The organism is Caulobacter sp. FV2ps19 (genome assembly GCF_058681035.1).
The window spans coordinates 3,091,508-3,109,885 of the sequence record NZ_CM178729.1 but is presented as its reverse complement, the minus strand read 5'-3'; the positions used below and the strand labels follow the sequence as shown (position 1 = coordinate 3,109,885).

General features: G+C 64.9%; 19 protein-coding genes and 1 tRNA gene. 15 read left to right on the top strand and 5 right to left on the bottom strand.

Going from position 1 to position 18,378, the window contains the following annotated elements; all coding sequences use genetic code 11:
- Nucleotides 1-11 precede the first annotated feature (11 nt).
- The 4 genes from ACW18B_RS14760 to dusA all read left to right on the top strand — a co-directional run bounded on the left by ACW18B_RS14760 (nucleotide 12) and on the right by dusA (nucleotide 6,507).
- A complete protein-coding gene (locus tag ACW18B_RS14760) occupies nucleotides 12-1,679 on the top strand; it encodes an MFS transporter (protein WP_492047780.1) in 1,668 nt (555 codons plus the stop codon).
- Between the two features lie 404 nt (nucleotides 1,680-2,083).
- Complete coding sequence (locus ACW18B_RS14755; protein WP_492051734.1) at nucleotides 2,084-3,637, top strand: aldehyde dehydrogenase (NADP(+)); 1,554 nt, start codon at nucleotides 2,084-2,086, stop codon at nucleotides 3,635-3,637.
- 151 nt (nucleotides 3,638-3,788) lie between these two features.
- Nucleotides 3,789-5,327, top strand: a complete 1,539-nt coding sequence (locus tag ACW18B_RS14750; RefSeq protein WP_492047779.1) for an adenosine deaminase family protein — start codon at nucleotides 3,789-3,791, stop codon at nucleotides 5,325-5,327.
- Nucleotides 5,328-5,493: 166 nt separating this feature from the next.
- Nucleotides 5,494-6,507 (top strand): tRNA dihydrouridine(20/20a) synthase DusA, encoded by a 1,014-nt coding sequence (gene dusA, locus ACW18B_RS14745; protein WP_492047778.1) that lies wholly within the window; start codon nucleotides 5,494-5,496, stop codon nucleotides 6,505-6,507.
- A 99-nt stretch (nucleotides 6,508-6,606) separates the two neighbouring features.
- Here the strand turns inward: dusA and ACW18B_RS14740 are convergent, their stop codons facing one another.
- On the bottom strand, nucleotides 6,607-7,122 hold the full coding sequence (locus ACW18B_RS14740; RefSeq protein ID WP_492047777.1) for a TIGR02281 family clan AA aspartic protease: 516 nt from the start codon (nucleotides 7,120-7,122) through the stop codon (nucleotides 6,607-6,609).
- A gap of 254 nt (nucleotides 7,123-7,376) precedes the next feature.
- On the opposite strand from ACW18B_RS14740, the gene ACW18B_RS14735 reads away from it, so the two are divergent.
- Entirely contained in the window at nucleotides 7,377-7,709 is a 333-nt protein-coding gene (locus tag ACW18B_RS14735) for a hypothetical protein (RefSeq protein ID WP_492047776.1), read from the top strand.
- Here ACW18B_RS14735 and ACW18B_RS14730 read toward each other — a convergent pair.
- Nucleotides 7,706-7,930 carry a DUF1289 domain-containing protein gene (locus ACW18B_RS14730; RefSeq protein WP_492047775.1) on the bottom strand — a complete coding sequence of 75 codons (225 nt, stop codon included), beginning with the start codon at nucleotides 7,928-7,930 and terminating at the stop codon, nucleotides 7,706-7,708. The genes ACW18B_RS14735 and ACW18B_RS14730 overlap by 4 nt on opposite strands.
- A gap of 83 nt (nucleotides 7,931-8,013) precedes the next feature.
- Here ACW18B_RS14730 and ACW18B_RS14725 point away from each other — a divergent pair, with 83 nt between their 5' ends.
- The 6 genes from ACW18B_RS14725 to ACW18B_RS14700 all read left to right on the top strand — a co-directional run bounded on the left by ACW18B_RS14725 (nucleotide 8,014) and on the right by ACW18B_RS14700 (nucleotide 12,783).
- Nucleotides 8,014-8,340 (top strand): hypothetical protein, encoded by a 327-nt coding sequence (locus tag ACW18B_RS14725; protein WP_492047774.1) that lies wholly within the window; start codon nucleotides 8,014-8,016, stop codon nucleotides 8,338-8,340.
- Nucleotides 8,341-8,388: 48 nt separating this feature from the next.
- Nucleotides 8,389-9,270, top strand: a complete 882-nt coding sequence (locus ACW18B_RS14720; RefSeq protein ID WP_492047773.1) for a nicotinate-nucleotide--dimethylbenzimidazole phosphoribosyltransferase — start codon at nucleotides 8,389-8,391, stop codon at nucleotides 9,268-9,270.
- Nucleotides 9,271-9,418: 148 nt separating this feature from the next.
- On the top strand, nucleotides 9,419-10,633 hold the full coding sequence (locus tag ACW18B_RS14715) for an acyl-CoA dehydrogenase family protein (RefSeq protein WP_492047772.1): 1,215 nt from the start codon (nucleotides 9,419-9,421) through the stop codon (nucleotides 10,631-10,633).
- Between the two features lie 117 nt (nucleotides 10,634-10,750).
- Nucleotides 10,751-11,896, top strand: coding sequence for an acyl-CoA dehydrogenase family protein (locus tag ACW18B_RS14710; protein ID WP_492047771.1), 1,146 nt, complete (start codon nucleotides 10,751-10,753; stop codon nucleotides 11,894-11,896).
- A gap of 175 nt (nucleotides 11,897-12,071) precedes the next feature.
- Nucleotides 12,072-12,431, top strand: coding sequence for a hypothetical protein (locus tag ACW18B_RS14705; protein ID WP_492047770.1), 360 nt, complete (start codon nucleotides 12,072-12,074; stop codon nucleotides 12,429-12,431).
- Between the two features lie 202 nt (nucleotides 12,432-12,633).
- The gene (locus ACW18B_RS14700; protein WP_492051732.1) at nucleotides 12,634-12,783 is read left to right on the top strand and encodes a hypothetical protein; all 150 of its coding nucleotides are present in this window, start codon (nucleotides 12,634-12,636) and stop codon (nucleotides 12,781-12,783) included.
- Between the two features lie 79 nt (nucleotides 12,784-12,862).
- Here ACW18B_RS14700 and ACW18B_RS14695 read toward each other — a convergent pair whose 3' ends face one another.
- Both ACW18B_RS14695 and ACW18B_RS14690 read right to left on the bottom strand, forming a co-directional pair.
- Nucleotides 12,863-13,162 carry a DUF8200 family protein gene (locus tag ACW18B_RS14695; protein ID WP_492047769.1) on the bottom strand — a complete coding sequence of 100 codons (300 nt, stop codon included), beginning with the start codon at nucleotides 13,160-13,162 and terminating at the stop codon, nucleotides 12,863-12,865.
- 68 nt (nucleotides 13,163-13,230) lie between these two features.
- On the bottom strand, nucleotides 13,231-13,839 hold the full coding sequence (locus ACW18B_RS14690; RefSeq protein WP_492047768.1) for an LOG family protein: 609 nt from the start codon (nucleotides 13,837-13,839) through the stop codon (nucleotides 13,231-13,233).
- A gap of 92 nt (nucleotides 13,840-13,931) precedes the next feature.
- On the opposite strand from ACW18B_RS14690, the gene ACW18B_RS14685 reads away from it, so the two are divergent.
- The 3 genes from ACW18B_RS14685 to ACW18B_RS14675 all read left to right on the top strand — a co-directional run bounded on the left by ACW18B_RS14685 (nucleotide 13,932) and on the right by ACW18B_RS14675 (nucleotide 17,132).
- Nucleotides 13,932-14,774, top strand: a complete 843-nt coding sequence (locus ACW18B_RS14685; protein WP_492047767.1) for a hypothetical protein — start codon at nucleotides 13,932-13,934, stop codon at nucleotides 14,772-14,774.
- Nucleotides 14,702-16,630 (top strand): ABCB family ABC transporter ATP-binding protein/permease, encoded by a 1,929-nt coding sequence (locus ACW18B_RS14680; RefSeq protein ID WP_492051730.1) that lies wholly within the window; start codon nucleotides 14,702-14,704, stop codon nucleotides 16,628-16,630. The genes ACW18B_RS14685 and ACW18B_RS14680 overlap by 73 nt, the downstream gene beginning before the upstream one ends.
- A gap of 64 nt (nucleotides 16,631-16,694) precedes the next feature.
- A complete protein-coding gene (locus ACW18B_RS14675; RefSeq protein ID WP_492047766.1) occupies nucleotides 16,695-17,132 on the top strand; it encodes a VOC family protein in 438 nt (145 codons plus the stop codon).
- A 196-nt stretch (nucleotides 17,133-17,328) separates the two neighbouring features.
- Here ACW18B_RS14675 and ACW18B_RS14670 read toward each other — a convergent pair.
- Nucleotides 17,329-17,403, bottom strand: a tRNA-Asn gene (locus ACW18B_RS14670).
- Between the two features lie 292 nt (nucleotides 17,404-17,695).
- Here ACW18B_RS14670 and ACW18B_RS14665 point away from each other — a divergent pair.
- Nucleotides 17,696-18,268, top strand: a complete 573-nt coding sequence (locus ACW18B_RS14665) for a protein-L-isoaspartate O-methyltransferase family protein (protein ID WP_492047765.1) — start codon at nucleotides 17,696-17,698, stop codon at nucleotides 18,266-18,268.
- The last annotated feature ends 110 nt before the right edge of the window (nucleotides 18,269-18,378 follow it).

Here is an 18,378-nt window from a genome sequence, read left to right as displayed (position 1 = left end):
GGGGGAAGCACATGGCCAAAGCCAACAATCTGGGCGCGAAAGACGGAGTTGTGGTCGGTCGCAGGGATGGATTGGTCATCGGAGCGGCCTCGGTGGGCACCGTCTTCGAGTGGTACGACTTCTATCTGTACGGCTCGCTGGCCACCTATATCACCCACCATTTCTTCTCTGGGGTGAACGAGACGACGGGGTATATCTTTGCCCTGCTGGCCTTCGCCGCCGGTTTCGCCGTCCGGCCCTTTGGAGCCCTGGTGTTCGGCCGCCTCGGCGATCTTTGGGGCCGCAAGAACACCTTCCTCGTCACCATGCTTCTGATGGGCCTGTCGACCTTTGTGGTCGGCCTGCTGCCCAGCTACGAGACGATCGGGATCGCCGCGCCCATCGCCCTGGTGGCGATGCGCCTCGTCCAGGGCCTGGCCCTCGGCGGCGAATATGGCGGCGCGGCGACCTATGTGGCCGAACACGCGCCGCACAATCGCCGCGGCCTCTACACCAGCTTCATCCAGATCACCGCGACCTTTGGCTTGTTCCTGAGCCTGATCGTCATCCTGCTGACCCGCAATGCGGTCGGCGAGGACGCCTTCAAGGCCTTCGGCTGGCGCATCCCGTTTCTGATTTCGGTGCTTCTGCTGGGGGTGTCGCTGTGGATCCGGCTGCAACTGTCTGAAAGCCCGTCGTTTCAGAAAATGATCGACGAGGGCAAGGGCAGCAAACAGCCTCTGACCGACTCTTTCGCCAAGTGGGGTAATCTGAAGATCGTCATCCTGGCCCTTGTCGGGCTGACGGCCGGCCAGGCGGTGGTGTGGTACACGGGACAGTTCTACGCCCTGTTTTTCCTGGAGAAGATGCTCAAGGTCGATGGCGGTCTCACCAATGGGCTGGTGGCCGTCTCCCTGCTGATCGGGACGCCGTTCTTTGTCTTCTTCGGCTGGCTGTCGGACAGGATCGGCCGCAAATGGATCATCATGCTCGGCTGCGTCCTGGCCTGCCTGACCTATTTTCCGCTGTTCAAGACCCTGACCGTGGCCGCCAATCCGCAGTTGGCCGCCGCCGTCGCCGCCTCGCCGGTGACGGTCGTGGCGGATCCCGCCGACTGCTCGGTTCAGTTCGATCCGATCGGCAAGACGGTGTTCAACACCTCGTGCGACCTGGCCAAGTCCTATCTGGCCAAGGCGGGGGTTACCTACAGCAACGCGGCCGCTCCGGCCGGTTCCGTGGCCCAGGTGCGCATCGGGGCGGTGGCCCTGGCCTCGTTCCCGGGGGAGACCCTCGACAAGACGGCCTTCGCCGCCCGCAAGAAGAGCTGGGAGACTGAACTGGGCGCCGCGCTGACGTCGGCCGGCTATCCCGCCAAGGCCGACAGCGCCCTGGTCAACAAGCCGCTGGTTGTCGGCATTCTGGCGATCTTGGTGATCTATGTGACCATGGTCTATGGCCCGATCGCGGCGATGCTGGTCGAGATGTTCCCGACCAATATCCGCTACACCTCGATGAGCTTGCCCTATCACATCGGCAATGGGTGGTTCGGCGGGTTCCTGCCCACCACGGCCTTCGCCATGGTCGCTGCGACGGGCAATATCTATTATGGCCTTTGGTATCCGATCGTCGTCGCCGGCGTGACGGCGGTGATTGGCATCCTGTTCCTCAAGGAAACCAAGGATGTCGATATAGAGGCCTGATCCTTGCCAGCTGCCCCAGGCCGGACTGCGACGCCGTTGTCGTCCGGTTGGATCAGGTTCAAGCGTCGAGCGGGTGCGCCATCCGTTGGTTTATCCGCTCGGAAACCGACTTGGTCCTCTGTTCGACGGCGGGCTTGGGTTATACAAGGCGCTTCTGGGAGGAGCTGATCGGAAAACGGTCATGTCCGGGCGGCAAGATTGCGCGCCGCCCTGCGGCACGCTCACGAACTGCGGTGCGACAAGGCGACGTCGATCGCCACGACCCCATATCGCTATAGGTCAAGGCGCGTCTCTTCGATCGTTCCAGACTGACCCAATGAACGGCAAGGCGCTGGAACAGATCGCTCTGACCTCCCGCCTTCAACCCAAGGACCCTCTACGTGCAGCTAACCGGTGAACTGTTGATGGGAGGCGGCGCAACGCGCGGCCTTCAAGGTGAAATTCGCGGGATCGATCCCGCCACGGGCCAAGTGATGGAGCCCGCCTTCGGCGGCGCCAGTCGGAGCGATCTGGAAACAGCCTGCGCCCAGGCGGCGGCGGCGTTCCAACCCTACCGAGCCCTTCCGTACGAGACGCGCGCGACGTTCCTCGAAACCATCGCTGAGCATATCGAGGCCTTGGGCGACGATCTTATCGTCCGCGTCATGGCTGAGAGCGGCCTGCCGCGCGGCCGGCTGGAAGGCGAGCGTGGTCGCACCATGGGTCAGCTTCGCCTGTTCGCCAGCGTGCTGCGTGACGGCGGTTTTCTCGAGACCCGGATTGATCCGGCCCTTCCAGACCGCCAACCGATGCCGCGTCCTGACCTGCGTCTGCGCAACGTGCCCCTGGGTCCTGTGGCGGTGTTTGGCGCCTCCAACTTCCCGCTCGCCTTCTCGGTGGCCGGCGGCGACACCGCTTCGGCCCTGGCGGCGGGGTGCCCCGTCGTGGTCAAGGCGCACCCGGCTCATCCGGGCACATCTGAGATGATGGGCCGCGCCATCCAGTCGGCGGTCGCCGCCTGCGGCCTGCATCCCGGCGTCTTCAGCCTGATCCATGACAGCGGGTTCGAGATCAGCCAGGCCCTGGTGGCCGATCCGCGCATCAAGGCCGCCGGTTTCACGGGCTCGCGTCGCGGGGGTCTGGCCCTGGCCGCCGTCGCCCAAGGGCGTCCAGAGCCGATCCCGTTCTATGCCGAGATGAGCAGCATCAATCCGGTGGTGCTGTTCCCCAGCGCCCTGGCTGCCCGCGGTGCTGTCATCGCCAAGGACTTCGTCGGCGCCCTGACGCTCGGCGCGGGGCAGTTCTGCACCAATCCGGGTCTGATCCTGGCGCTGGAAGGGCCTGAGCTGAGCGGCTTCCTGGCCGCGGCCGAAGAGGCCCTGAAGCCGGTTCCGGCCGCCGTCATGCTGACCCCGGCCATTTCCCGTGTTTACGCCACCGGTGTGCGCGCGCTGTCCGAGTCCAAGGTGGTCACTGAGGTCGCCAAGGGGCAGGCGTCGGATGGCAACCGAGGGCAGGCGGCCCTGTTCAGCGTCTCGGGCGCGGACTTCCTGGCCCATCCCCATCTGGCCGAGGAAGTGTTCGGCGCGGCGTCCATCGTCGTGCGCTGCGCGGACATGGCTGAACTGCACAAGGTCGTCCTGTCCCTCGAAGGCCAGCTGACCATCGCGCTGCATATGGATGAGGCCGACCACGCTCTGGCCGCCGACTTGCTGCCGGATCTGGAACTGAAGGCCGGCCGGATCCTGGTCAACGGCTTTGGCACCGGCGTCGAGGTCTGCCACGCCATGGTCCATGGCGGTCCGTTCCCGGCGACGTCGGACAGCCGGACCACGTCGGTGGGGTCCCTGGCCATCGCCCGCTTCCTGCGGCCGGTTTGCTATCAGAACCTGCCGACGGCCCTGCTGGCCGACGAACTGAAGCCCGAAAACCCGCTGGGTCTCGCGCGCCGGGTCGACGGCAAGCTGAAGCTGGACTGAACCGGATAGGCCATCGGGATCCGGTCCTGCAGATTGAGCAAGCCTGCTCGACCTGCAGGACCGGGACTCTCGCGCCGTCTCAGGCTTGAGGGGGATTTGCCAAGGCGGGCAAATCATCGTGGAAAAGGCGCTACGATTTGGGGGGCAGGCAATGATGACGGCCAAGATGAGACTGCGCGAACTGGGGATGCTGCTCGGGGCCGCAAGCCTGTTCTGCGCCGGGGCCGCTGTTGCGGCGTCCGCGCCAACGCCTGAGGCCAGGACCGCCGCCCGCTTTGACGCCGTCGTTCACGACCGTGCCCGGTTGCGCCTGTTCCTGAAGGCCATGCCCAAGGGCGGCGACCTGCACAATCATCTCTGGGGCGCGCCCTATGCCGAGGATTTCCTGGCCTGGGCCGGCGCTGCCGGGCAGTGTGTCACGACCGGCCGGACGCCGGGGATCATTGACGGACCCTGCGACGGGGGCGGCAAGGTTCCGGCCAAGGACCTGGAGCGCCGCGACCTCGCCCTCTATAATCGGGCGATCGACGCGCTTTCGGTGCGCAACTATGCGCCCGGCGCCGATGGCGCCGCCGCATCCGGACACGATCAGTTCTTTGCCACCTTCGGCCGGTTCGCCGCCTCGGCGGTCGGCAATATGGGCCCGATGATTGCCGTCACCCGGGAATATGCCGCCAGTGATCGTGTCAGCTATGTCGAGAGCTCATCCAATCCCAATGCCATGCGGGCTTTCGCTGTCGCGGGGCAGGGGCGCTGGGATGGTGACTTCGAACGCAGTCTGGCGCGTCTGACTCCAGGTCTGCCGGCCATGGTGGTCGCGTCCCGGAGCGAGTTGGACGTCGCTCTCGCAGAGGCTGACCGTCGCCAGAACTGTGGGGCGGACGCCTCGACAAAGGCCGGACCTTGCCAGGTGGTGCTGGGCTTCCAGTCCTTCGTCGAGCGCGCCCAGCCGCCAGGGTTTGTGTTCGCCCAGATGCTGGCCGCTTTCGCCTTGGCCGAGGGTGATCCGCGCTTCGTCGGGGTCAACATCGTCAATCCCGAGGATGATCCGACCTCCCTGGCCGACTATTCCCTGCACATGCGGATGTTCCAGTTCCTGGCCGCACGCTATCCGAAGGTGAAGCTGGCGCTCCACGCCGGGGAGCTGACCCTGGGCCTGACCCCGCCGCGCGATCTGACCTTCCACATCCGCGAAGCGGTCGAGGTGGCCGGAGCCAAACGTATCGGACACGGCGTTGATATCGCCCATGAGGACGACGCCCCGGCGCTGCTGGCCCGGATGGCGCGGGATCGCGTGGCCGTCGAGATCAACCTGACCAGCAATGACGTCATTCTGGGGGTGAAGGGCGCAGACCACCCCTTGAACCTCTACCGCGCGGCCGGCGTGCCGGTTGTGCTGTCGACTGATGACGAAGGCGTGTCGCGCATCGACATGACCCAGGAGTATCTGCGCGCCGCGACAGAGCACGGCCTGCGCTATCTCGATCTGAAAGCCGCGGCGCGCGACAGTCTGGAGTACGCTTTCTTGCCCGGCGACAGCCTCTGGGTTTCGAAGGCGGAGCCGACGCCGGCCTGCGCCAAGGCCGGGCCAGCCTGCGACGCCTTTCTGGCCAAGAGCCCGAAGGCTGCCCTGCAATGGCGGCTTGAGCGGGATTTCGAGGCGTTCGAAGGGTCTGCCGCGCAACGCTAGAGCTCAGTAGCTGAGGACTGCATTCTCGCGCTATCGGAAGGTCTCGCCTATATACCGACCGCCGCAGAGCGCCCCAGGTGTGGGGTGAGACCTAGAGATGCGTCTTGCCCTGGCGGCAAACCGGCGACTGTCTGGACCGACCAACGTTTTGAAGTTGCGATAAAGAATGCAGAAATTTCAATCGCATCGATTTTCGGTTGCCCCTATGATGGACTGGAGCGACCGGCATTGCCGATCGCTGCACCGCACCCTGTCCAGCCACGCGCTGCTCTATTCGGAGATGGTGACCAGCGGCGCCGTGATCCATGGCGACCGGGAAAAGCTGCTGGGTTTCGACGCCGATCAGCACCCCGTCGCGCTGCAACTGGGCGGATCAGACCCGGCCGAGCTGGCCCTGGCCGCGCGGATTGGCGAGGATTTCGGTTATGACGAGATCAATCTGAACGTCGGGTGCCCGTCCGATCGCGTGCAAAGCGGCCGGTTCGGCGCCTGCCTGATGCGTGAGCCGCAACTGGTGGCCGACTGCATGGCGGCGATCAAGGCGGCGGTTTCCGTTCCGGCCACCGTGAAATGCCGGATCGGCGTCGATGATCAGGATGCCGAAGAAAGCCTGTTTGCCCTGGTCGACGCCAGCGCGGCCGCAGGGGTGGAAAGTTTCGTGGTCCACGCGCGCAAGGCCTGGCTGAAGGGGCTGTCGCCGAAGGAAAACCGGGACATTCCGCCGCTGGACTATGAGTTGGTCTACCGGCTCAAGCGCGAGCGACCCAACCTCACCATCGTGATCAATGGCGGCGTCACCGATCTGGACGCGGTCGAGACCCATCTGGCCCAGGTGGATGGCGTGATGCTCGGTCGCTCAGCCTATCACGAACCGGGCCTGCTGGGTGCGGTGGACCGGCGGGTCTTCGGTGCGGCGGACGCCGATGTTTCCGAATTCGAGGCTGTGGAGCGCTTCAAGCCCTATATGGCCGAGAAGCTGGCGGCCGGCGTGCATCTGGCGGCCATGAGCCGTCATATGCTGGGCCTGTTCCATGGCTTGCCGGGCGCGCGGGCCTGGCGTCGAATTCTGACGGTCGAGGGCGTACCCGCCGGGGCGGGTCTGGAGGTCGTCGATCGCGCTCTGGAGGCTGTGCGTCAGGCGCTGCAGGCCCGCGAGGCCCGGACCGCCGAAGCGGTCTAAAGCATCGTGCGGAAAAGTGGACGCCGGTTTTCCGCAAAAACCATGCGAAACCAAAAACCTAGAGCAAGGCGCGTGAGTCCGATTTCACGCGCCTTGCTCCTAGGGGTGCAGGATCAGGGCCTGGGGCGTGGCTTCAAAGCGTGAGAGCCGTCCCAGATAGCTCATGCCCAACAAGGAGGTTTCGAGGCCCTTCTCGATGACCAGAGCATCGACGTTGCGGATGCGCGCGCCGGCGATGGCGACGCTGGCCAGTTTCACCGAGGCGGCGCGGGTGCGGCCGTCGGCGGTGATGACACTGTAGTCATAGGTGAGCTTGTTGGTGTCGATGCCCAGGCGCTGGGCGTCGGCCATGCTGAGTGAGACCGCCGTGGCGCCGGTGTCGACCAGGAAGCGAACAGCCTTGCCGTCGACAGAGGCCTCGGCCCAGAAGTGCCCGTCAGCGCCCTTGCTGATCTGGGCGGCGCCGTCGGCTCCGCCAAGCGTGGCGCTAGCCGCCATCGGCGCGCGCAGGTCCGGATGGCGCAGATCATCCAGGGACACAACGGCCTTGGCGGCCCCCACTGCCGAGAGCGCGCCCACCATCGCGATCGCCGCGAATTTCAACATCGAAGACACCCTGCCATATAGGCTTTTTGACCGTTTCTTCGGCCGTTGATGCAGACCTTACGTCGTGAGGCGTTTTCAAGCGGTGAATCGTAGCGAAGAAATATTGCTGATAGTTAATGATGCCATAACCACGATTGCCGCTTTCCGATAAAGACTGTGATTAAACTTGTGTAATGAAATACATGTCTTGGAATTAACTTCCGAGTTTAGTGTGTGGGAAGTAACAGTGCGCCCAAGAAAACTTGCTTATCGAGGGTACGCACATGAAGTCGATCATCATCATCGCCGCTGTCGCGGTGTCTGCGCTGACGGGTGTCGCCCAGGCCGCCCCCGCGGTTACCGATAGTCAGTTCCTGCAGGCAGCTCGCTGCCGCGGCCTGGCGGCGTCCGAAGGTCTTGGACGACTCGACACGGCAGCCATAGACCAGTTTTTGCGTGCTGAATCCCAGTCGCGCGCACTGCCGGTCAGGGCCTCCGCCAATAACAAGATCAATTCCGCCCAAGCCCAGGGCGACAAAGCCACAGGCGCAAAAAGGGAAAAGCTGCTGGCGGAACGTCAGGGCTCCTGCGTCGCCTGGCTGGGCGGCGGCGCCTAGTCCGCTTGTCTCGGGCTGGCCGTCAGGCTGGCCCGGGGGTCTGGTCGATCGGGAAGGGCAGCCATGATGTCCGCCCGTTCCTGATCGCTCAGGCGACTCCAAGCGGCGATTTCCGGCAGGGTGCGGCGGCACCCCAGGCAGTAGCCCGTGCGACCGTCCACGGCGCAGGTCTTCACGCAGGGCGTGCTGATCGGGCGGGGCAGGGTGGCGGTCGGATCCATAGCCAATTGTCTCTGGTTCGTTCGCACCGCGCAACAGTCGGCGCGTTCGGGCTCCCTCGCGCCTGCAGCTTAGGAGCAATCTCATGAAAATTAATCGCTTTTTCGGCGTCGCCCTGGCCTTGGCCATTGCCTCGCCCGTTCTGGCTGCGCCGCGTCTGACGGACGGCCAGTTCATTCAAGCCTCGCGCTGTCAGGCGCTCGCCAAGGCGTCAAGTCTCGGCGGCGGCGAGGTCGGTGCTTTCGACGGTCTCATCAAGGCTCAGCGCCAGGGGCGGGCGGACTATACCATCGGCAAGGCGTCCGACGCGGCCAGGGCGGCCAGTAGCCAAGCCCGGCGCGGCGACGAGTCCGTCAGGAGCGATCTCATCGCCGAGCGCGATGGGTCATGCCAGGCCCTGCTCGCACGCTAGGTCGCTAGCGCCTTTACAAGATCGGATGCGGGCGCCAAAGCCCGCGTCATGACTGCTTCTCCCTTCGACGACATTCGCGCCCTGGCCTCAAGTCCGCCGGCGGCAGGCCCAGCGCCCGTCCTGGTTCAGACCGACCGGTTGGCGGAGATTTCGACCTGGCTCACGGCCTGGACCGGAAAAACGCCGCCGACCGTGAACCGGCCGGTCGTGGCGCTTTATGCCGGCGCGCGTCAGGGCGTGGGGCCGCGCGGCTATGCCCGGGACCGTCTTGAGGCCGTGGCCTCCGGCGGCGCGACCGTTTGCCGACTGGCTGGGGTCCAGGGCGCGGGTCTTGAAGCTTTTGATCTCGCCGTTGATCGCCCAACGCCCAACGCTGTCGACACGGCCGCGATGAGCGAGAAGGAATGCGCCGCGACCATGGCCTTCGGCATGGAAGCCCTGGCCAAGCAGCCGGACCTGCTGATCCCCGGCGTCATCGCCGCCGAGTCCGACATGATCGCCGCCTGTCTGGCCCACGCCCTGTTCGGCGGTCAGGCCAGTGACTGGTCCGACGCGCCTGATCTGGTGACCGCCGCTGTCGAGCGGGCCCGGGAGGAGGGCGGTTTGGACGATCCCCTGCAGGTCCTGCGGCAATTGGGTGGTCGCGAGACCGCCGCCGTCGCCGGCGCGATCCTTGCGGCCCGGGTGCAGAAGGTTCCGGTGTTGCTCGACGGCTTTGCAGCCTGCGCCGCCGCCGCCGTGCTGCATCGGATCGATGCCGAACTGCTCGACCATTGCATCGCCGCCCATGTTGGCTCGTCGAAAGGCCACGCGCGGCTGCTGGCGGCCCTCGACAAGCGACCGCTTCTGGCGCTCGATATCGCTGACGAGGAAGGGGTGGGCGGCGCCAGCGCTCTTCCCCTCGTCAGGTTGGCTTGCGAAGCGCGTTAGGGGGCTGGTCGGCGATAACTGAACGCGGATTATATTCGCTTCCGTTGACGCTAACGTCATCTTTCCAAACGCTCGTTCGACACCTATCATGGCGCCCGAAACGTAAGAACGGCCCCCTATAATGAAGGGCCGGAACCGGGAGCCCGCCATGAATCTCGATTTTTCGCCCGAAGACGTCGCCTTCCGCGACGAAGTCCGCGCCTTTATCTCCGAGACCTATCCCGCCGGCCTGCGCGAAAAGCAGGAAGAGGGTGAGGAGATGGCCAAGGAGGACTTCCTGGCCTGGCACCGCATCCTGGCGAAAAAGGGTTGGGTTGCGCCGGCCTGGCCCGAGAAGTTCGGCGGTCCGGGCTGGACCTCGGTTCAACGCTACATCTGGTCCGAGGAGACCGCCCGCGCCGACTGCGTGCCGATCCTTCCCTTCGGCATCAACATGGTCGGCCCGGTGATCTACACCTTCGCGACGCCCGAGCAGAAGGAGCGGTTCCTGCCGCAGACCCTGTCGGGCGACATCTGGTGGTGCCAGGGCTATTCCGAGCCGGGCGCGGGGTCCGACCTGGCCAGTCTGAAGACCAAGGCCGAGCGCTTCACCGGCGATGACGGCAAGGAATATTATCTGGTCAACGGCCAGAAGACCTGGACCACCCTGGCCCAGCACGCCGACTGGATCTTCTGCCTGGTCCGTACCGATCCGACCGCCAAGATCCAGGAAGGCATCTCTTTCCTGCTGATCGACATGAAGTCGCCGGGCGTGACGGTTCGTCCGATCATCACCCTGGGCGGCGAGCACGAGGTCAACGAGGTCTGGCTGGAGAACGTCAAGGTGCCGGTCGAGAACCGCATCTTCGACGAGAACAAGGGCTGGACCTGCGCCAAGTTCCTTCTGGCCCACGAGCGCTCCGGCATCGCCGGCGTCGCCCGCTCCAAGCGCGGCATCGAGCGTATCCGCGCCATCGCCTCGACCGAGCTTTCGGATGACGGCGAGACCCTGATCCGGGACCCCGCCTTCAAGCGCAAGATCGCCGACCTCGAGATCGACCTGACGGCTCTGGAATTCACCGAACTGCGCACCCTGGCGGGCGAAGCGGCCGGCAAGGGCCCCGGTCCGGAATCCAGCGTCCTGAAGATCAAGGGCACCGAGATCCAGCAGCGGATCACTGAACTGGTTCTGGAAGCGGCCGGCCACTACGGCGCGCCCTATTTCCGGGGCTTCCCGAACGACGGCGACAACGCTCACCCGATCGGGCCCGACTTCAGCCACCGTGCGGCGCCGACCTATTTCAACGTCCGCAAGACGTCGATCTATGGCGGGTCCAACGAGATCCAGCGCAACATCATCGCCAAGATGGTGCTCGGGCTCTAGCCGCGACCTCCAAGGGAGGGCGGCCGAGCCGCTCTCCCGATCGCTTGATCATGATCATCGAAACCTCGAAGCGGGCCACGAGCCGCCGAGGCAAAAAACAAAGACGGGAAACCCGGGATGGATTTCAATTTCACTGAAGAGCAGTCGATGGTTCGCGACACGGTCGCGAGCTTCCTGCAGGACAAGTACGACTTCGAGACCCGCCGCAAGATCGTGGCCTCCGACAGCGGCTGGCGCGCCGACTACTGGAAGGCCTTCGCCGAGGAGCTGGGCATCCTGGGCGCGCCGTTCAGCGAAGAGCTGGGCGGCCTGGGCGGCGGCGCGATCGACAACATGATCATCATGGAAGAGTTCGGCAAAGCCCTGGTCATCGAGCCCTATCTGGGCACGGTGGTGATCGGCGGCGGTTTCATGAAGCACTCGGGCTATGCCGGCGCGGCTTCGGTCATCGAAGGCATTGTCGGCGGAACGACCACGATCGCCTTCGCCTATGCCGAACCCCAGGGGCGCTACACTTGGCGTGATCTGAAGACGACCGCCAAGAAGGAAGGCTCGGGCTACGTGATCAACGGCCACAAGGCTGTGGTCATTGGAGCCCCCTTCGCGACCCATCTGATCGTCACGGCCCGCACCGGCGGCGCCCAGCGCGACGCCGGGGGCGTGTCGGTGTTCCTGATCGACAAGTCGCTGCCGGGTATCGTCACGCGTGACTATCCGACTGTGGACGGCAACCGCGCCTCGGAAGTCTATTTCGAGAACGTCTCGGTCCCGGCTGACGCCCTGATCGGCGTCGAGGGCGAAGGTCTGCCGCTGGTTGACAAGGTGCTCGACGAGGCCACCGCCGCCGTCGGGGCCGAGGCTGTCGGGGTGCTGCGCAAGCTGCATGAAAATACCCTGGACTACGCCAAGCAGCGCAAGCAGTTCGGCACCGCCATCGCCAATTTCCAGGTGCTGCAGCATCGGATGGTCGACATGTTCATCAATGTCGAACAGGCCGTTTCGATGACCTATATGGCCACGATCAAGATCGACGAGGACGCCGCCACCCGCGCCCAGGCCGTTTCGGCCATGAAGGTGCAGATCGGCCGGGCTTGCCGCTTCGTGGGTCAGAACGCCATTCAGATCCATGGCGGCATGGGCATGACCGACGAGCTGGCCATCGGCCATTACTTCAAACGCGCCTCGATCATCGAGGGGCTGTTCGGCTCGGTCGACCATCACCTGAAGCGCTACGAATCCCTGTCGTTCGACGCCGCCGCCTAGGGTTTGGGGCGTTTACGCCCACGGAAGATCGATGAAAATGAAGGAGCCGCCTGCGTCACGCCGACGCGGGCGGCTTTTTTATCGCCCCTTTTAAATTGACCGCCCAAGCCGGCCTCGAAGCGCCGTTCAACCTGTTGATTGACTGCCAAGGATGAAGACGATGACGGGTGAGGGTATGGAAAAGACGCAGGTTGCAAGCAAGGACGCTGTCGCCTTGGTAGAGGCCAATGCGCGCTTGCTGATCGATCAGGCGCGTCAGGCCAAGCTCGCGGCGTCTCAGTTCGAAGCGGCTTTGGCCCTGGTCGTTGGCCTGGTCGCCAATGACCCAGACCTGCAGGGAACCCCTATCCTGCAACGGATCGCGGGACAGATGCGGCTGTGCGCCGACGTTCCTGAACTGGCGGCCGAGACCATCGGCTGCGACATCGAACGGGTGAGCCCGGCCATTCTGCGCGCCGCGGCCGGCGTGCTGTGCGAAGCGGGCGCTGCGGCTGAGGCCTTTGAACCCACCGTGGACGCCATCACATTGCACTAGGGAAATCGAGCTGTGTACGGAGTAAAAATTACGCCATGCGCCGGGGCGGAAAACCCCATGTTCCGTGCGCTGATATGATCAGTACTCTGAATAAAATGCTTGCGAAGCCTTCCCTTCGGGGCGAGCCTTTCCTTGACGCGCTGACGACTAGGAGGGGACCACCCCTGTAAGCCGCGCGCGTCTCCTGGTCCCATTGGCCTGTCTGGGAGACGCCGCCATGATCGTATCGAAGATGAACCACGCCATGCTGTCCTTCGCCCTGTTGGGCGGACTGCTTGTCGGAGGAAGAGCCGAGCCCAGGCCAAAACCCTCGTCCAAGCCTTCGCGGCAGACTGACCGCAAGCGGAGCTGACCCCGCAAAAAGTTCGGGCGGCTCGTGCTTTCGCTCGAGCCGCCCGACTGGCGTTTGAACATCAAGCCTGGGGCGCGCCTTAAGGCTTGGCGGCCGTATTACAGTCGGCGAGGCCCGCAGCGTCGAGTTCAGTGCCGCGGTAGTTGAACGACGTCACGGCGCCCAGTTCGGCGACGATCTTGCGGCAGGCGCGGCCGATGGGCAGAGCCTTGACCTGGGGGGCGGCGCAGGTGTCGCCCGTGCAGCGCCAGGCGGCGCCGTCCTGAATCAGGCTGGGAACCTTGGCTGGCGCTTGCAGCTTCAGCACCGCGCCTTCGGCCGCGAGGGCGGCCGTCGACAAGGCCGACGCCGCGATGAGCGTGATCAGAAAAATACGCATGACTGTTTCCTTTATCCCCTTGGCCGCCAGGGAGGACGGCCGTCACAAACTTGCGTTGCGTTTCAAAACTAAGTCAACTGCCGAACGCTTGTTTGGTCGTCGCTTTGATAGAATTCTGCATCCCATGACAATAGCGCGGGGACCACATCTTCGGCTTTTTCGACCGAGCGCCAGCAGTCGGCGAGGGTTGGCGGCGTCAAGCCTTCGTCGATCGTATGTTTCAGCAGGGTGAAGAGCGGATCCCAGAAGCCGCGCGGATTGTGGAACACGATCGGCTTCTTGTGCAGGTCGAGCCGTCGCCACGATAGCAGCTCGATGATCTCCTCAAGCGTACCAATGCCGCCGGGCAGCACGACAAACGCGTCCGAACGCTCGAACATCAGCATTTTTCGCTCATGCATATTGTCGACGATGATGGTTTCGACGTCGTCGAACGGTTGCTCGCGACCGGTGAGAAACTTGGGAATAATGCCCAGAACCTTCCCGCCAGTCTCGTGCGCGCCGCGCGCGGTTGAGCCCATCAGGCCCACGCCGCCGCCGCCATAGATCAGCTTCAAATCTGCTCGGGCGAAGCTGACCCCGATCGCGTAGGCGGCCGCGATGAAAGCTGGGTCGGCGTCATTGGAGGAACCGCAATAGACGCAGACCGAGCCCAGGCGCCTAGACTCATCGGACATCGTCGTTCACTCCAGAAAAAACAGGGCGCGCCGTGGCGGCGGGCCCCCTATGTAAAAGCCGGCGCGGATCACCGCGCCGGCAAGAGCGCCGCATGATCAGGATTCGCACCGCCCGTTTCAAGCCGATGCTCGCCCGAGGGGGCATTATCGGACTTTTCGTCTGGTCGGGCGTCGTCCTGTCGGCCTGCGACGGTTCAGGTCAGGATGAATGGCGCCCCAAGAGCGCTCCCGCCGCCGCCCATACTGACGCTGTCGAGGCCGGCTATATTGCACCGCCGCGTGTCGAGGATATCGAACACAGCGTCACAGGACTGATGCTGAAGGGCGTCGGCGCGCCAGACGCCAGCGTGCGGCTGGGGGCGCCGACGGGAGAGGCGATTATCGGCAAGGCCGACGCCCAGGGGCGCTGGAGTCTTTCCGTTCCAACCAGCGACCGCGCTCGCCTTTATGGCCTGTCGATGACCCACGCCGGACGGACGGTCCAGGCCGAAGGGTATGTTCTGATCACGCCTGAGGCCGCCGTGGCGCTGTTGCGCGCTGGGGCGGGCGCCTGGCGCCTCGCGCCGGGGTCGGCCTCGCCCAATATCCTGGCGGTCGACGTGGATCCGGAGGGCGGCGCGGTGATTTCCGGCATGGCCGCGCCCGGCGCCGGGCTTGGCGTTCGCGTCGATCGGACCACGCGCGCTGTGGGTCAGGCCAGCGATGATGGACGCTTCTTCCTCTCTCTTAGCGGATTTCTCCGGGAGGGCCCGCACGACATTCAGGTCAGTGGCGAGGGGGGCGAGCAGAAGATCAGGGTCGTGATCTCGAACCCTGCGCCTTTCGAGGACGGCCCGTTTCGCGCCGAACGCATCGATACCGGCTGGCGGATCGACTGGATGACGCCGGGCGGCGGCGTTCAGACCAGTCTGATTCTCCAGGCGCCGCCCCGATGAGGGGGTTTGGTTCGGCGCCCTCCGCGCGGGTGGCCGTTGCGGGCGCGATTGCGCCGCCGGCGGCGAAGATCCAGTTCTGGAGCGCGATGGGCGATCTCTTTCGCCTCGTGCTGCGCTCGAATGCGCCGGGCCTGCGTTGGCGAGTCAGTCTGGCGCTGGGCTTTACCCTGATCGGCAAGGCGCTGGGCGTTCTGGCCCCGTTGCTGCTGGGCGCTGCGGTCAACCGCCTGGCGGCGGGGCAGGGGGCGATGTCCAGCCTCACCTGGACCTTTGCCGGCCTGGCGGGGGGCTGGGCCCTGGTGCGGTTCATTTCGGCCGCAGCGCCACAGGCGCGGGACGCGGTCTTCACGCCGGTGGCCCAGGCCGCGCAGAACCGGGCGGCCGTTGAGACCTTCGCCCACGCCCTGTCGTTGTCGATCGATTTCCACCAGTCCAAGCGGACAGGGTCGCTGTCGCGGGTGATTGATCGCGGCGCGCGGTCGATGGACTTCCTGCTGCGCAGCCTGGTCTTCAACCTGGCGCCGACGGCGGTCGAACTGATCATGGCCGCCGTCGTCCTGGCCAAGGCCTATGACTGGCGGTTCGCGGCCATCGCCCTGCTGACGGTCGGTGTCTACGGCTATATCACTTTCGCCATTTCCGATTGGCGGATCGGTCACCGCCGGGCGCTGAACGAGGCCGACGCCGAGGCGGCGGGCCGGGCGGTTGACTCCCTGATCAACTACGAGACCGTCAAGTCCTTTGGCGGGGAAGACCGGGCGGTCGGCGGCTACAAGGGCGCGCTCGACACCTATGGCGACGCACAGATCAAGGCGACCAATTCCCTGACCGTGCTCAATGTGGTGCAGTCGGCGGTGATGAGTGTGGGTCTGGGCGGGATGGCCATACTCGCCGGCGTCGAGGCTTCCGCCGGCCGCATGGGGCCTGGCGATGTCACCGCTGCGGTGCTGATCCTGATCAATCTGTATGCGCCGCTGAATATCCTCGGCTTCGCCTACCGGGAAATCCGCCAGTCGTTCATCGACATGGAGGCCATGCTCGATCTTCGCCGGCAGAGCGCCGACGTGGCCGATGCGCCCGACGCCATAGACCTGCCGCCTTGCGCCGACCAGCGCGGCGGCGCGGTCATGTTCGAGGCGGTCTCGTTCCGGCATGGCGCGCGATCCGAAGGACTGAGCGATGTCAGTTTCGCCATCCCGCCTGGAACCACGGTAGCGATCGTCGGGCCGTCTGGAGCGGGGAAGACAACCCTGGTGCGGCTGGCGCTGCGGATGATCGATCCGCAGGCGGGGCGCATAACGCTCGATGGTCATGACCTCAGGAGCCTGCGCCAGGCGTCTCTGCGGCGCGCGGTCGCCCTGGTGCCGCAGGATGTGGCCCTGTTCAACGACACTCTGCTCAGCAATATCGGATTTGGCCGTCCGGAGGCCAGCGAGGGCGAGATCTGGGCCGCCGCCGAGGCCGCCGAGCTGGGCGAATTCATTCGCAACCTGCCTGAAGGCATGGCCACCAAGGTGGGTGAGCGTGGGCTGAAGCTTTCAGGCGGAGAACGCCAGCGCGTCGGCATCGCCCGGGCGATGCTGGCCCAGCCCAGGGTCTTGATCCTGGACGAGGCGACCAGCGCTCTGGACAGCCGCACCGAGGCAGCGATTCAGGAGACCCTGCGCAAGGCGCGGGCCGGCCGCACCACCCTGGTTGTCGCCCACCGGCTTTCGACGATCGCCGACGCGGACGAGATCGTGGTCCTGCGACGCGGCAAGATCGTCGAGCGCGGGCCTCATGCGGCGTTGCTGGCGGCGGGCGGCGAATATGCGACGCTGTGGCGGCGCCAGACGCGTGATCGCACACCGGTCTGACAAGGCTTTCGCCTCAGGCCCCAGGGGCGCTATATCGACCGCTAAACGGTCCGGGAGTTTCGCTTTGCGTTATCTGCACACCATGGTTCGCGTCCGGGATCTGGACGCCTCGCTCCGCTTCTATTGCGAGGGTCTGGGCCTGACCGAGATGTATCGGGTGGAAAATGACAAGGGGCGCTTCACCCTGGTTTTCCTGGCCGCGCCCGAAGACGTCGAGCTGGCCAAGGCGCGCCAGGCGCCGTTGGTCGAACTGACCTTCAATTGGGATCCCGAAGACTATGACGGTGGCCGCAATTTCGGCCATCTGGCCTATCGGGTCGACGATATCTACGAAACCTGTCAGCGTCTGATGGACATGGGTGTGACGATCAACCGTCCGCCGCGCGACGGACACATGGCGTTCATTCGTTCGCCGGACAATATTTCGGTCGAACTGCTGCAGGACGGCCATCTGCCCGCCGCCGAACCCTGGGCGTCGATGCCCAATGTCGGGGCCTGGTAGGCGCCCGTCAGCGCTGCTCGAGACTTCTCATGATGATTGTGGGTGTGCTCAGCGGCGGCGTGACCGCCGTTGAGCAGCGTCAGCCTCTTGCGCGCCAAAACCGCAGCCGTCGCCTCGACGAGGAAAGAAAATATGATCTGGGAGAGGGAAGGGCGCGACCTTCGCCGAAACGAAGGTCGCTGCTCCAAGCCGGAGGTGGCTCCGCGGGTAGGATTCGAACCTACGACCAGCCGGTTAACAGCCGGCTGCTCTACCACTGAGCTACCGCGGAACAGGTCGCCTCAGGAAGAGGCCGGGTGATAGCCGCCTCATTGACTCGGCGCAAGCGCCTTCCGACAAAAAAACAGCCCGGCTTGTGACCGGGCTGTGGAAAGTCAGTGATGGTGGGTGTCTTCAAGGAAGACCCACTGAAATTGCGCGTTTATGGTTAATCGGATCTTAATTTCAGGCGGCGCCACAAAGTCGCAGGCCCGCTGAGGTGGCTTTTCGCGCGTCCGCATTGCCTTGAGGCGAGGGGCGGACCTATAAGCCTGCTCGAACGTTCAGTCCGCCCGAGGGATTCCATGAGCACCGATTTCGCCGCCGCGCGGCTGAACATGGTGGAAAGCCAGATTCGTACTGCCGACGTGACCGATCTGCCGTTGCAGGATGCGCTGCGGGTGGTGGCGCGTGAAGCGCTGGCGCCTGCCTCAAAGGCCTTCCTGGCCTATGCCGACGCCGAGGTCGAATATGCGCCCGGCCGATGGCTGATGCGCCCGCGCGACATTGGCAAGCTTCTGCAATTTCTGAAGCCCCGCTCGGGCGAGACGGCCCTGGCGATCGCTGCGCCCTATGCGGCGGCGGTTCTCGAAACCATGGGGCTGGCGGTGACCCGTCTCGATGGCGATGACCTGAAAGCCCCGGTCGGGGCCGACTATGACGTCATCATCTGCGAAGGCGCCGTCAATGTGGCCCCGAGCGCCTGGACACAGGCCCTGGCGGCCGGCGGCCGGTTAGGCGTGGTTGAGCGGAACGGTCCGGTGGGCAAGGCGACAATCTATGTCCGCGCCGAGGATGGTATCGGCCGTCGGACGGTGTTTGACGCGACGCCGCCGGTTCTGGCTGGCTTTTCGGCCGAGCCGGGTTTCGCCTTCTAGGACGAAGGCGAGCCGTGGTTTTGTCGGTCTTGAGGCATGTGCGCAACGTGTGCGTGAAAAAAGCTTAACTAGCGGCCAGTGGCGGTCGGTTCTACACGCGCTCATATATA